This window comes from Aliinostoc sp. HNIBRCY26 (assembly GCF_050235535.1).
GTDB lineage: Bacteria > Cyanobacteriota > Cyanobacteriia > Cyanobacteriales > Nostocaceae > Trichormus.
The window spans coordinates 1,248,672-1,263,401 of the sequence record NZ_CP189852.1 but is presented as its reverse complement, the minus strand read 5'-3'; the positions used below and the strand labels follow the sequence as shown (position 1 = coordinate 1,263,401).

The 14,730-nt window shown below is 43.6% G+C and carries 10 protein-coding genes and 1 tRNA gene; 7 read left to right on the top strand and 4 right to left on the bottom strand.

The genetic code is table 11. The annotated features are described in order from the left end of the window. Nucleotides 1-19 precede the first annotated feature (19 nt). The 5 genes from kaiC (at nucleotide 20) to ACQFX9_RS05310 (ending at nucleotide 5,895) form a co-directional block, all read left to right on the top strand. On the top strand, nucleotides 20-1,579 hold the full coding sequence (kaiC, locus tag ACQFX9_RS05330; RefSeq protein WP_427161034.1) for a circadian clock protein KaiC: 1,560 nt from the start codon (nucleotides 20-22) through the stop codon (nucleotides 1,577-1,579). A 104-nt stretch (nucleotides 1,580-1,683) separates the two neighbouring features. Beyond that, nucleotides 1,684-3,801 (top strand): TolC family protein, encoded by a 2,118-nt coding sequence (locus ACQFX9_RS05325; protein WP_427161033.1) that lies wholly within the window; start codon nucleotides 1,684-1,686, stop codon nucleotides 3,799-3,801. 158 nt (nucleotides 3,802-3,959) lie between these two features. After that, nucleotides 3,960-4,337, top strand: coding sequence for a hypothetical protein (locus tag ACQFX9_RS05320; RefSeq protein ID WP_427161032.1), 378 nt, complete (start codon nucleotides 3,960-3,962; stop codon nucleotides 4,335-4,337). A gap of 186 nt (nucleotides 4,338-4,523) precedes the next feature. Next, nucleotides 4,524-5,018, top strand: coding sequence for a hypothetical protein (locus tag ACQFX9_RS05315; protein WP_236140789.1), 495 nt, complete (start codon nucleotides 4,524-4,526; stop codon nucleotides 5,016-5,018). Nucleotides 5,019-5,115: 97 nt separating this feature from the next. Further along, complete coding sequence (locus tag ACQFX9_RS05310; RefSeq protein ID WP_427161031.1) at nucleotides 5,116-5,895, top strand: photosystem II S4 domain protein; 780 nt, start codon at nucleotides 5,116-5,118, stop codon at nucleotides 5,893-5,895. Nucleotides 5,896-5,946: 51 nt separating this feature from the next. Here ACQFX9_RS05310 and ACQFX9_RS05305 read toward each other — a convergent pair whose 3' ends face one another. Continuing rightward, on the bottom strand, nucleotides 5,947-6,723 hold the full coding sequence (locus ACQFX9_RS05305) for an SDR family NAD(P)-dependent oxidoreductase (protein WP_427161030.1): 777 nt from the start codon (nucleotides 6,721-6,723) through the stop codon (nucleotides 5,947-5,949). A gap of 280 nt (nucleotides 6,724-7,003) precedes the next feature. Between ACQFX9_RS05305 and ACQFX9_RS05300 the strand changes: the two genes are divergently transcribed. Both ACQFX9_RS05300 and ACQFX9_RS05295 read left to right on the top strand, forming a co-directional pair. Then, the gene (locus tag ACQFX9_RS05300) at nucleotides 7,004-8,260 is read left to right on the top strand and encodes a hypothetical protein (RefSeq protein WP_427161028.1); all 1,257 of its coding nucleotides are present in this window, start codon (nucleotides 7,004-7,006) and stop codon (nucleotides 8,258-8,260) included. Between the two features lie 65 nt (nucleotides 8,261-8,325). Then, nucleotides 8,326-8,399, top strand: a tRNA-Val gene (locus ACQFX9_RS05295). Nucleotides 8,400-8,465: 66 nt separating this feature from the next. Here ACQFX9_RS05295 and ACQFX9_RS05290 read toward each other — a convergent pair. From ACQFX9_RS05290 to ACQFX9_RS05280, 3 genes are all read right to left on the bottom strand, one after another. Continuing rightward, nucleotides 8,466-9,065, bottom strand: coding sequence for a Uma2 family endonuclease (locus tag ACQFX9_RS05290; protein ID WP_427161027.1), 600 nt, complete (start codon nucleotides 9,063-9,065; stop codon nucleotides 8,466-8,468). Nucleotides 9,066-9,301: 236 nt separating this feature from the next. After that, entirely contained in the window at nucleotides 9,302-9,469 is a 168-nt protein-coding gene (locus ACQFX9_RS05285) for a hypothetical protein (RefSeq protein ID WP_427161026.1), read from the bottom strand. 203 nt (nucleotides 9,470-9,672) lie between these two features. Beyond that, on the bottom strand, nucleotides 9,673-14,358 hold the full coding sequence (locus ACQFX9_RS05280) for a glutamate synthase-related protein (RefSeq protein WP_427161025.1): 4,686 nt from the start codon (nucleotides 14,356-14,358) through the stop codon (nucleotides 9,673-9,675). Nucleotides 14,359-14,730: the final 372 nt, after the last annotated feature.

The window sequence follows — 14,730 nt, the reverse complement described above, 5'->3', positions numbered from 1 at the left end:
ACCCATTTATCAAGCAACAATGAGCGATAACGAACAACAAGCAGCAAACCCTATATCGAGTGCTGGTGTGGAAAAAATCCGCACCATGATTGAAGGCTTTGATGACATCAGTCATGGGGGTTTACCAGTAGGTAGAACTACTCTAGTCAGTGGCACTTCAGGAACAGGGAAAACACTATTATCTCTACAGTTTCTTTATAACGGCATCACCTATTTTGATGACCCAGGGGTGTTTGTGACCTTTGAAGAATCCCCCAGTGACATCATTAAAAATGCTCACATCTTTGGTTGGAATTTACAACACTTAATTAACGAAGGTAAATTATTTATTCTCGACGCGTCTCCAGATCCTGAAGGTCAAGACATCGTAGGGAATTTCGACTTGTCCGCTTTAATTGAGCGGTTACAGTATGCTATCCGCAAATACAAAGCGAAACGGGTTTCGATCGACTCCATAACTGCCGTATTTCAACAGTATGAAGCAGTAGGAGTAGTTCGCCGCGAAATTTTTCGCTTAGTGGCGCGCTTAAAACAATTGAATGTCACCACAGTCATCACCACAGAAAGAAGCGAGGAATATGGGCCTGTTGCGTCTTTTGGTGTAGAAGAATTTGTTTCTGATAATGTGGTGATTGTTCGCAACGTTTTAGAAGGAGAACGTCGCCGCCGCACCATTGAAATCCTCAAATTACGGGGAACAACCCACATGAAAGGAGAATATCCTTTCACCATTACCAATGAGGGAGTAAATATCTTCCCCTTGGGTGCAATGCGCCTTACCCAAAGATCATCCAATGTCCGTGTTTCTTCCGGTGTCAAAACCTTGGATGAAATGTGTGGTGGTGGTTTCTTCAAGGATTCAATTATTTTAGCAACTGGTGCTACAGGTACAGGTAAGACATTACTAGTCAGTAAGTTCTTACAAAATGGCTGTGTTAATGGTGAGCGAGCCATATTATTTGCCTATGAAGAATCACGCGCTCAATTATCTCGGAATGCTTACTCATGGGGCATTGACTTTGAAGAATTAGAACGTCAGGGATTACTCAAAATCATTTGTACCTATCCTGAATCTACTGGTTTAGAAGATCACCTGCAAATTATTAAATCAGAAATTGCTGAGTTTAAACCAGCACGCATCGCCATTGACTCTCTTTCTGCTATGGCCAGAGGAGTCAGCAATAATGCTTTCCGGCAATTTGTCATTGGTGTTACAGGGTATGCCAAACAAGAAGAAATCACTGGTTTCTTTACTAACACCACCGACCAATTTATGGGATCACATTCCATTACAGATTCCCATATTTCCACAATTACAGACACAATTTTGATGCTACAATATGTCGAAATTCGTGGAGAAATGTCGCGGGCAATCAACGTATTTAAGATGCGGGGATCATGGCATGATAAAGGTATTCGTGAGTACAATATCACCGCCGACGGCCCAGAGATTAAAGATTCTTTCCGTAACTATGAAAGAATTGTGAGTGGTGCGCCTACCCGCGTTAGTATTGATGAAAAGGCGGAACTTTCTCGCATAGTTAGACGTTTTGAAGATAAACAGGGTTCCGATTCCTAGATTTGGTATCGTACTATATTCCTACTTTAATTTAGTATCGTGCTATATTCTGTTGTGAAGAAAAGTTTTCTGCCGCCAGATTGATTTTCGTGTGAGGGGATGCGGTGAAAGGACAACAATTACTTTATAGTTTCTGTTTTTTACCTGGTGTAACAGCAGCTGTATTGGCAACTCAGCCAGCTGTGGCTGAGGGCGTGAAGGTAAGTAGTGTACAATTAGCTTCTTCTCCTAGTGTTTTGACTGCTAACGATAGTCAAACCTTGGTAGCAGATAATGCTCAGACACAACTACCAAAAGATATAGATCCAGATTTTTCCCAGACAACTGAAAAATCTGATTTAGCTGAAGTTAATGCAGCAGATTTAAGTAGTAAAAGTAATGCAGTTGGATTGACAGAAAACACTGCTATTACTAACGAACAAAAATCATCCCAAAAGGAAGTTAAAATTGTCAGTCTGTCACCTAATCGCGATTGGATTCAAAGGCTCAAGCAGAATCGGTTAACAAATAATCCAAAGCCCAGTAACTTAGCTAGTAATCAACTAGAGTTAGTCGCATCTGTAGCACCTGCAACTAATTCTTTATCTCAGCTAGGCGCAACAAAAAATCTCAAAACTCAGTTACCAATAGCATTACAAGCATCTGTTAAAGGTGCAGGTGCAGCTCAACTTTTGGCAGCCAATAGTTGCTCGCTACAACCAGGAACTGCGGCAACGCTAATTTTAGCGACTAATTGTCCCCAGTCTCAATGGTCAAGCAAGCAACTCGCACAAAATAATCCTGATCTGACACCGTCTCCTGTGGAGTCAGCACCAGCAACTACACCTGCACCGTCCCCTGTGGAGTCAGCACCAGCAACTACACCTGCACCAGCTAATAATGGTGTGGAAGTACCAGCTAGCCTGACTCCCAAGTCCAATCCCTTGCTCTTTCCTACGCAACCTCAAGAAGTCACAACCCAAGAAAATCAGCGTATTACCTTAGAGCAGGCTTTAGAAATTGCACGGCGCAATAATCGCGATTTGCAGGTGTCGTTGTTGGAATTAGAAAGAGCGCAAGCTTCTTTAAAAGAAGCACAGGCGGCTTTATTTCCCAGTGTGTCTGTAAGTGCTGATATTACCCGCAGCCAATCCGCTAGCTCCCAACTGAGTGTAGAAAGGGCTGGAGGCGGTACCGATGAACCAAGTACAGATTTCACCAGTCAAGCCCAGTTAACCTACGACATCTACACATCAGGTAGACGCAACGCCGCCATCAAAGAAGCAGAAGAACAGGTGCGTTTTAGTGAGTTAGCTGTAGAAAACCAATCCGAAGAAATTCGGCGGAATGTGGCTACAGAATATTACAACTTACAGCAGGCAGACGAACAAGTCCGCATTGCTAGATCAGCAGTAGAAAACTCCCAAGCTAGCTTAAGAGATGCGGAAGCATTAGAAAGAGCAGGGGTAGGAACGAGGTTTGACGTATTGCGATCGCAAGTTAACTTAGCCAACGCGCAACAAGAACTCACCAGTGCGATTTCTCAGCAACAAATTTCCCGTCGCACCCTAGCAACTCGCTTGAGTTTGCCCCAAACAGTCAACATCGAAGCTGCTGATCCTGTACAAGTAGCAGGACTTTGGCAACAGTCCTTAGAAAGTAGCATCGTCCTAGCTTATCAAAATCGCCCCGAACTGCAACAGCAACTAGCACAGCGCAACATCAGCGAACAACAGCGCAGACAAGCACTAGCTAACCTGGGGCCACAAGTCAGCTTAGTAGCGAACTATAACTTACTTGATCAGTTCGATGATGATGTCAGCGTCACCGATGGTTATTCCTTCGGAGTCAGAGCCAGCTTGAACATATTTGACGGTGGTGCATCCAGAGCAAGAGCCGCTCAAGCCAAAAAGAATATTGCGATCGCCGAAACTCGATTTGCCGAACAACGCAATCAAATTCGTTTTCAAGTTGAGCAAGCTTACTTCACACAGCAAGCTAACCTCAATAACGTCCAAACTGCCAACACAGCTTTAGAACAAGCCAGAGAATCACTACGCCTAGCGCGTTTGCGGTTCCAAGCTGGTGTAGGAACACAAACAGACGTAATTAACGCTGAAAACGAATTAACTAGAGCTGAAGGTAATCGTGTCACAGCGATATTAGATTACAACAGAGCCTTAGTTGACTTGCAAAGAGCTGTTACCACCAGAGCATTAACTAGCTCAACCAACAGTCAATAGTTTGACTTTTCGGAGATGTCTTTTGTAGAGACTTAATAGTGATGAGTGATGAGTTATCCAGATTCAGCACTCATCACTTAATTTTTTGGGGTGAATCAATATTGACTCAGAAATGACAAACTAGAGATTATGGAATATTGACTAATATGTAAAAACTCATGACTACAGTCACATCCCAAGAAATTGCCACGTTTCGTTCTCAATTGGTAGATGATCAAGCAGCTATGGAAGCCTTGGAATTGATTGAGGACTGTGAAGGAGATTTAGAAGACGCAGCCGTGACTCTAGCAATTAAAGCTGGACAAGAACCAGAACAAGCTAATTCAGAGTGGCTGGGCGACTTGGCAAAAAGGTGGCGTGCTGTCATTTGTGAACAACAATTTCGAGAAGACTTACAAAACGGTTCCATCAAAGAGATGATCGCACATCTCAAAACCATGCCCACATTCCCCAAGATTTTAGCCACACCAGTTTTGATGTATATCCTGAAGCAAGGTGTAAATAATTTTTGTGAACCAATGGATACGTTAAGGTAAGGAATGGGGAATGGGGAATGGGGAATGGGGAATAGGGAATAGAGAATAGGGAATAGGGAATAGGAAGATAGAAAAAAAGAATCACTATTATCCAATGCCCAATGCCCAATGCCCAATGCCCAACAACTCCTGATACGCTGTTAATTAAGGCAAAACTTCATCAAAAAAATACTATTGATAGCATCAATGAATTACCTTGTGGCCGTGTTACCAGACCGTATCCAAGCTGAAGCTGCTTACTTAGCGTTAGAAAAAGAAGGCATAGACAGCACAATTTTGGGTAGAGGTTATAAAAGTGCCGATGAGTTTGGTTTAATTGATCCCAACACTCAAGCCAAAAAACAAGCGCAACTTATGGCCTATTGGCTAGTACCATTTGGCTTTTTTGCTGGTTTTACTTTTAGTTTGATTACTGGTTTAGATACCTTCGCCTGGGCGGGTGAAATTGGTAATCACATCATTGGTGGACTATTAGGTGCTGCTAGTGGTGCAATGGGTAGCGTATTTGTCGGTGGTGGAATCGGCTTAGTTGTGGGTAGCGGTGATGCTTTACCCTACCGCAACCGTTTAGATGCGGGTAAATATCTTGTTGTAGTTCAAGGTTCGGAAACTCTCTCTCGCCAAGCTACTCGCATTTTAAGACAGTTTGAGCCAGAGAATATTCAAGGTTACGCGGGTTAGGGATTGGGGATTGGGGACTGGGGACTGGGACAAGGTAGAAGAAATACTAATGACTAATGACTAATGACTAATGACTAATGACTATTGACTATTAATCATGTTGCCAAGAGAAGAATTATTAAAGGGTGTTGAAAATCGAGATAGTATAGCTCGTGTAATTGACCAAGCGGAACAAGCGATTAAAACTTGGGAAGTGGTGTTGACAGATTTTTTGTCACCTCCTGAATTGGCAGAAATGCAACGGGTGTTTAGTCGTTTAACAGAAGTCCAATTGTTACCTTGGGGTGGTTATCCGCAAGCGGAACGCCAAAGAGTTGCGATCGCCCGTTCTGAGTTACCCTTAGATCAATCTCAAGTTAGCTTAGTAGCACTAGAAATAGCTGGTAATTTTCTATTTGACCCAGCGACGCACCGCGACTTTTTAGGCGCGATGTTAGGAACGGGTATTGTCAGAGACAAAACTGGAGACATTATTGTTTTAGGTGAACGCGGCGCGCAAGCCATAGTTGTTCCAGAGTTGGTAGAGTTTTTAACCATGAATCTCCAGCAGGTGCGTTCCGTTCCTGTGAAAACCCAGCCGATAGATTTGAGTGAGTTAAAAATCCGCGAACCCAAGAAAAAAGAATTAACCACAGTGGAAGCTTCTTTAAGATTAGATGCGATCGCATCTGCTGGTTTTGGAATGTCTCGCAGTAAAATGGTAGACTTCATCGACGCAGGGGATGTGCGTGTCAATTGGAAAGAAGTTACTCAACCTAGTTCTCAAGTGAAATCCGGTGACTTAATCGCCATTCGCGGCAAAGGACGTTTAGAAGTTGGTGAAATTGCTGTCACAAAAAAAGAACGCTACCGCGTTCAATTAACTAGATATATGTAGAAAATAGGGAATGGGGAATGGGGAATATCACCAATGCCCAATGCCGAACAATTAAGCTTTAAACTGGCTTGCTAAAATCCTGACTAAAGTTTCTCGCGGTAAAAATCTCGGCATATTCGTAATTATTTTACTTAAGAAACTGCCACTAACTACGGTCGAGTCACCTTTTGCTAAAGCCTTTAAAGCATCATTGACTACCTCTTCTGAAGTAGATATTTTACTAGTTTTACCAGTGAAAGCCGTGGGAAAACGAGCTTCAGTAAAAAAGTTTGTTTCTGTGGGGCCAGGACAAACAACTAAAACACGAACTCCATATTTACGATTTTCTGCCCATAATGCTTCACTAAAACTCAAAACAAAAGCCTTACTAGCAGCATATACTGAAAGGTATGGTATGGGTTGAAATGCCGCAATTGAAGATACATTAATAATGCTTCCTGAATGGCGTTGTCGCATCAAAGGTAAGAACTTGTGAGTCAAATCTACCAAAGCCAAAACGTTTAATTGCAGCATTTTGACCTGTCGTTCCCCCTCTCTTTCTGCAAAGTCACCATAATCACCAAAACCAGCATTATTGATTAATAAATCAACAGTTAATCCCTTAGTTTTAGTAATATCAAAGACATCCGCCGCCGCATTTGGTTCCGTGAGGTCTTTAACTATCACTTCTATTTGGATGTTGTGTTGTAATTGTAATTCTTGAGCTAGCTGATGTAATTTTTCTGCTGAACGTGCAACAAGAACTAAATTAGTTTGACGCGCAGCTAATTCTTGGGCAAAGGCTTGACCAATACCACTTGATGCACCAGTGATTAAAGCCGTTGACATTTTAGATAATCAATTTTTTCTTATAAGACTTATAAATTTTAACAATACTTTTTAGGGGGGAAAGTCAAGAGTCAAGAGTCAAGAGTCAATAGTCAATAGTCATTACTCATTACTCATTACTCAGCACTCAGCACTCAGCACTCAGCACTTATTACTCCTACCTTGTCTCCCTTGCCCCTTGCGCCCTGCCCAGTCCCCAATCCCCACAGTAACTGTAATTTCTGTCACCCGTAGTGGGAATACTAAAGCTATAAGTTAAGGCTTATATCTACTTATAGCTATGCTAAACAAAATTAAATGGGCTGTGATTCTTTTAGGGGGTGCAGCCGGGGTGCTTTGGGTAGTCAATCTACCCTATCCGATGATTCGCTGGCCTGTTGCCAAAACTCTACCTATCCTGTTGTTGCCCAGTTATATCAACATGGATCATAACTACCGTGAAGCAATTCACAATTTAGAACAAGCAGACCAATTAATTAATCAATCTACTAGTCCAGCAGATATTGAACGGGGTGGGGAAAAGGTCAAAGCAGCAAAACGAAATTTGGATAACTTACCAGTTTGGTTTTTAGGATACTATCCGCAGACTTACTGCAATTTATTTGGGTGTACTTGGAAATTTACGGTAGATGAGTTTGAAACAGCTCGTCAACGGGTAGGAAGAATAGAAGCAATTGTATTTCAAGACAAAAATGCTCTAGTTCCACTGTCTCAAGCTGAACAAACACTACAATCCGCAAAGCAGCAATATAAACAGGCTACTAATACTCAAGATAGAGAGAAAGCCCTAACAATTTGGCAAGAAGGAATAGACCAATTAGAACAAATTCCCCAACAAACATTAGCTTCCAAAACAGCAAGAGCGAAACTCAACGCTTACAAGCGTGATTTTGAAAATGCGCGGGTTGGTAATTTCATCATAGCTGCACAGGAATTTGATTTAGCCGCCGAACAAGCCAAGCAAACTCAGCCAAAAGCTGCATCAGAATTATGGCAACAGGCTATTAATCGCATCAATCAAGTTCCCTTAGAAAATCCCCGCTATGTAGAAGCCCAAAAGTTATTAGTCAGCTACCAAAGTAAAATACAGGGTATTGTTGATCCTCGCAGTAGCAAATTAATTGATGGTGCAAAACAATTTGCGCTGGCGGCTGCTAAATTGGCTCAAAAGCCGCCACATACAGAGACAAAATGGAAGCAAATTGCTAAATTGTGGTCAACAGCTATTGAGCAATTGCAAACCGTTCAAGTAGAAGATCCAGGTTATTTAGAAGCGCAAAAGTTGCTAGCAACTTATCAAACTAATTTAGGAATTGTGGAAACTCGACTGCAAGCAGAGATAGACTCACAATTGTCACTGAAAGAGGCGAATGAGAACATTCAAAGACTGATTGCTACGCCTGCCTCTGAGCAACAGCAATTGCGATCGCAAATCCAAGGTATTATCAATCAGCTAAATACTGTACAACCTGGGACAACAGCCTACGCAGAAGCCCAGACACTAATATCGCAGGCCAAGAACCGACTTCAGCAGTAGAAATTTGTCAGAAAAAATATTTGCTTTACGAGAAATGTATGGTATATTAGTAAATCGTGCAGCAAGGACGTATAGCTCAGTTGGTTAGAGCGCTACGTTGACATCGTAGAGGTCACTGGTTCGAATCCAGTTACGTCCATATTTTTTACAGCTATTGATTATTTATCGTTGTGTTATTTGTTACCTAATAACTATAAAATACTACCTATTCCCTAATGGTGTCTGTTGGGGTTTCCGGGGTGAGGGTTAAACTGCGATAAACTTGTTCAATGGGGAAATTGAGGTTAATACTTTTGAGTTCGATTGTGTCGCCTGCTTTGTAGTTGATAATCAACCAATCGCCTGCGTCGTTTTTGTGATACAGGTCGATTTCGATGCTGGTAGAACTGACTAGTAGGTAATCGATTAAGGCTGGGTTTTGGCGGTACATTCGGAATTTGCCGCCTCTGTCGTATGCTTCGGTGCTGGCGGAGAGGACTTCGACGATTAAGCAGGGGTAGGTGATGTATTGGATGGTGGTTTTGTCGCGAACGTCGCAGGTGACGCTGACATCTGGGTAGGTGTAGTTATTAGTGCCGACAATATTGATTCGGAGGTCGGAGTTACCAGTTTCGCAGGGGCTATTTTCTAGATGGTTGGAGAATAGTGTGGTGATGCGGACAGCAATGCGGCTATGGTTTACGCTGCCACCTGTCATGGCATAAACTTGACCGTTGATCAGTTCGTGTTTTTCTAGTTGTTGTTCTTCCCAAGAGAAATATTCTTCGGGGGTTAGAATGGGAAAATTTTCTTTGGTAGCGGTCATGGTGGGGAAACTCCTGGGTTAGATGACTCGCACACTTTCATATAGAAAAATCTCTGCTGCACTTTGATTCTACACAAATAGATTGATCCGTAATGCCCTACTCTTTATTTAACATTGCTTGTTCATCAAGGAAAGCCTGTAGCTGGATCTCGTAGTCTTCATAGTAAAGGGTATGAAGTGAGACTCAGCAAAACTTTTAGCGTTTGCATCTGTATCAAATTTTTGATGAATTGGTATTACTGCTTGTCGCAGACATCGCCGATGAGCCAAGTTAAAATCCCTTCTCGGAAGTAATTTACTACCTGTACACAAGCAAATTCTGTGTTTTTTGGGACAAGGAAGGTTTTTAGTTTATCTAATTCTCCAATTTCTGGTATGTCTTTGCCAAAAAAGAGACGCTGCAATACAGCGTCTCTTCTATTTATCAAAAAGTGAAGGTTCAAAACTTCGCCCCTGGTGGGCGAAACAGTCCTTGTATCGCAAGGTAGGTAAAAACCCCACCCCTTGTGGGTGGCTTAGTTTAATTGCGAATTGCGTTAGCGTAGCGGGACGTTAGTCCATTGCGAATTGCGAATTGGTTTTATTGGTCAATCTGAACCTGATTTAATTACACAGAACTTAGATGTTTTTCCACTACAGCTTGGGGATTAGCCTCTGGACTATCCGCCTCAGAAGGTGGTACTAATTGCCAGAATCGGGGTAGGAACTCTGACCAATTTTGTAAGATAAACTTGGCTTTGGGTGAACCTGTACGCTCTACATGAGCAGTGATTAAATCTTTCAATTGCTTCTCACCTGCGGCTGTCATCACCCGTTGGAGTTTGACAATTTCTTTGTTAACTAAATCAGGGAATGCGCTGTCTTCTTCTAAGAAGTACGCCAGTCCGCCAGTCATCCCAGCCGCGACGTTGCGTCCGACTTTACCCAACACTACAATCACACCACCGGTCATATATTCACAGCAGTGATCACCTGCACCTTCAATGACGGCTACACCTTTGGAGTTGCGAACAGCAAAGCGTTCTCCGCCTAAACCATTGGCAAATAATACCCCACCTGTAGCACCATAAAGGCAAGTGTTACCGACAATGACGTTTTGTGATGGTTCATAGTTAGCATCAACTGGCGGTTTAATAATAATTTCGCCGCCGTGCATTCCTTTACCGACGTAATCGTTAGCTTCTCCGGTTAAGGTCAAGGTCACGCCAGGAAGGTTAAACGCACCAAAGCTTTGTCCGACACTACCTGTGAAGTTGAGGTTAATTTGACCTTCAAAACCACTATCACCATACTGGGAAGCGATCGCACCTACTAATCTTGCTCCCACGGTTCTGTCAGTATTCACAATTGCTAAGTTTTTAGTGACTGTGGATTGATTGCGAATCGCGGCTTGAATTTCTGGGTCAGCTAGCAGTTGATCGTCCAAAACTGGGCCGTTGCTGTGAACTTCTTCATGGACTAACCAGCTGCGGTCAGTCTTGCTATCTGGGAGTTGCAGCAAGCAGTTGAGGTTGAGGGATTGGGTTTTGGTGAGTTTTACGCCTTGGCGGGTGGTGAGTAAATCGCCACGTCCGGTAATTTCTGACAAGGAACGATAACCCAGTCTCGCAAGTAAACTTCTGACTTCTTCTGCAATGAAGTAGAAGAAATTCACAACGTGTTCGGGGATACCTGTAAACCGCTTCCGCAGTTCTTCTTTTTGGGAAGCTACACCCACAGGACAGTTGTTGGTGTGGCAAATACGCGCCATGATACAACCTTCTGCAATCATGGCGATAGAGCCGAAGCCGAATTCTTCTGCACCCATCAACGCACCCATGACTACATCCCAGCCTGTTTTGATACCACCGTCTACACGTAAAATCACGCGATCGCGCAGGCTATTTTCCATCAACACGCGATGCACTTCTGTCAACCCTAATTCCCAAGGTGAACCGGCGTGCTTAATGGATGACAGGGGAGATGCACCTGTACCGCCGTCATGACCAGAAACTTGGATGATATCAGCGTTGGCTTTAGCTACACCAGCTGCGATCGTTCCAATACCGATTTCTGCCACTAACTTCACCGACACCTGGGCTTTGGGGTTAATTTGATGCAAGTCGAAAATTAACTGGGCAAGGTCTTCGATGGAGTAAATATCATGGTGGGGTGGTGGTGAAATCAGGGTGACACCAGGCTTAGAACGTCTCAACATCGCAATGTAAGGACTGACCTTTGGCCCCGGTAGTTGTCCACCTTCCCCTGGTTTTGCACCTTGGGCGATTTTGATTTCGATTTGTTTGGCACTGGCTAAATATCCAGGGGTAACACCAAAGCGTCCTGATGCTACCTGTTTGATGGCACTAGAAGCTGTGTCACCATTACGTAAGCCGTTGAGGTGGGGGAGAGTGGGGGAATGACCAGACGCGTCTACATCATCGAGGACTTTGTAACGTACAGGGTCTTCGCCACCTTCCCCAGAGTTGGATTTTCCACCCAAGCGGTTCATCGCGATCGCCAAAACTTCATGGGCTTCCCGTGACAATGCACCCAAGGACATCCCGCCCGTACAGAAGCGTTGCACAATCTCGGTAATTGACTCTACTTCTTCTACAGGGATGGGAGAGCGATCGCTTTGGAAGTCTAATAAGTCCCGTAGGGCTGTAACTGGTCTGCCTTGGAGATGTTGTTTGTAAACTTCGTAGTGGTCGTAATGCTTCCCGTCTACGGCTTTGTGTAAGGCTTTAGCTAGTTCTGGGCTGTTCATGTGGTACTCCCCACCAGGACGGTAGTTATAGAAGCCCAGGTTTTCTAGTTTCTTAATGGTGAGTTCTGGGAAGGCTTTACTGTGGAAGGAGAGGATTTCTTGAGCTAAATCGCTGACACTCAAGCCACCAATGCGGGAGGTTGTCCCCTGGAATCCCAATTCTAATAAGTCGCCACCAATCCCAATCGCTTCAAAGATTTGGGCGGCTTGATAGCTAGAAAGCAGAGAAATTCCCATCTTGGAGAGAATTTTCAACAATCCTGATTCCACAGCCTTGCGATAGTTAGCGATCGCCTGTTCTAAACTGATGGCTTTGAGTTTACCCCGTTCCATGAAGCTTTGGGTTTTGGGGTCGTACCACCAATCACGCACGGTATCCAAAGCCATGTAAGGACAAACCGCACCTGCACCGTAGCCAATTAAACAAGCGAAGTGATGGGTACTCCAGCATTGGGCGGTATTCACCACAAGGGAAGTTTTCATCCGCAAACCTTCCCGAATCAGGTGGTGGTGTACCGCACCCACTGCTAATAAGGGAGGAATGTAACTATATTCTGATGTAATGCCATCATTGGCGCGATCGCTCAGGATTAAAATTTTCGCCCCAGCGCGCACTGATTCGGCGGCTTGTTGTTGTAAAGCCTTGACCGCTTCTTGTAGCCCTGACGGGCCGTTGGCAATAGCAAATAGGGTGGATAATTCAGCTGTCCCAAACCCTGAAAGCTTAATGGCTTCTAGTTCTGCTTCTGTTAAAACTGGTGATTCTAGTTGAATTCTTCTGGCAAATTCTGGCTTGGGTGATAGTAAGTTTCCTCTTTCACCTAGTTCCACTTTCAAAGACATCACGAGTTTTTCCCGCAAGGGGTCAATCGCCGGGTTAGTGACTTGGGCGAAACGCTGCTTGAAGTAGTCATACAACAGGTGGGGTTTTTCTGACAGTACCGCCAGAGGAATGTCATCCCCCATACAGAAGGTTGGTTCTGCACCGTTGCTAGCCATTGGGTGAATCACCATGTCTACATCTTCGTTGGTGTAACCAAAGGCGATTTGTTGGCGCAGCAGGGTTTGTTTATCAATGGTGTTGGTGGTCAGATGACCGTTTTCAGATGCTTTGTGACCGTTCCCGTTACCATTGTGGGCTGAAGGTTCTCCGACAATTTGTTTGAGGTCTTGGCGATACTGGCGCAACCATTCACCGTAGGGATGTTTCTTGGCTGCACGCTGTTTAATCTCCCAATTCTTCAGAATTTCGTGGTTGACTAAATCCACGGCGATCATTTGTCCGGGGCCTAGTCTGCCTTTTTCGACAATGTTGGCTTCGGGGAAGTCTACTACCCCTGCTTCGGAAGCCACGACAATGTAGTCATCTTTGGTAATTAGATAACGAGCTGGTCTTAAGCCATTACGGTCTAAGGTTGCACCTACTTTTTGACCATCACCGAATACTAACAAGGCTGGCCCGTCCCAAGCTTCTTGCAGACCACTGTAATATTCGTAAAAATCAACAATTTCAGGATAATCAGCTAAAGATGGTTGATTTTTATAAGCTTCCGGCACCATAATCATTAATGCTTCTTCTGGTGAACGACCAGAGCGCACTAATAATTCCACTACGTTATCTAAGGTAGCGGAGTCACTGCTATTAATATTAGCGACCGGTTTGATATCTTCAATGCGATCGCCCCAAATGGGATGCTCTAAGGTGGCTTCCCTGGCCATCATCCAGTTAATGTTACCCAACAAGGTATTAATTTCCCCGTTGTGACCCAACAACCGCATTGGTTGCGCTAGCGGCCACTTGGGCATAGTATTGGTGCTAAAACGACGATGGTAGACAGCAAACGCACTCTTATAAGCAGGATTTTGTAAATCTTCGTAAAATTCTCCCAGAACTGCTGAACGTACCATGCCTTTATAGACGATTGTGCGGCTAGATAAAGAACAAATATAAAGTTCTTCGGTAACGCTTTTCGCTGCTTTGAATATACGTTTACGGGCAATGTAGAGTTGCTTTTCTAGCTCATCCCCAGTTTGCGCTGATTGGAGAAAAACTTGTTCAATTCGGGGTTGATTGGCTCTTGCTTGCACACCCAGTAACTCAGGTTTTACTGGTACTACGCGCCAACCCAGTACAGTTAATTTCTCTTCTGTCGCTATTTTTTCAAAGATGGCTTTAGCTTGTCGAGCGACTTCTGCATCTTGGGGTAAAAAGATCATCCCCACTGCCAGATGACTAGGTGACGAAAAGTCTATCTGTCCAGAGGTAGATTCTGTTTGCCATAATTCCCAAGGAATCGCCGTTAAAATTCCCGCCCCATCACCAGAGTCGTAGTCTGCACTGCAACCTCCCCGATGCTCTAAACAGGTCAGTGCTACTAAAGCCTTCGCCACAATTTCATGACTGGCTTGATTTTGACGATGAGCGATAAAACCTACACCACAGGCATCTCGTTCTTCTACTAACCACCTTTGCCCTTGGTAGGTATCCCCTGATTTCATACTTGCTGTGATTTGTTGGTTTAGATTCATCGGTTGATCATTCATAGCCTATTCCTGAGATGTCCTGAGATGTTGAGTCGCTAACTTCGCTACTGCTGGTGAGAGCAATTTCCCAATTTCGTCCTGTACAAATACATAAACATCAACGAAATTTTAGAGAAAAAAAATTTTAACTGCGGTTTCTTCTATTGCCCACGTTAAAATTTTGACGCTATTTCTTATGTGTTTATCCTGTGTAAGACAAAATACCCTTATTTTGACATTTTATTTCTTTTATAAAGTTCGGTATTTTCTTCAGTTTTTTGTTTCTGTGGTGAATATAATTTTCAAACAGAAAATATTTTGACAAGCAAGCACAAAACCCTAGTTAAATACTGCATGGCTTGACAGACAGAAACTATCCTGATTTATTAGCAA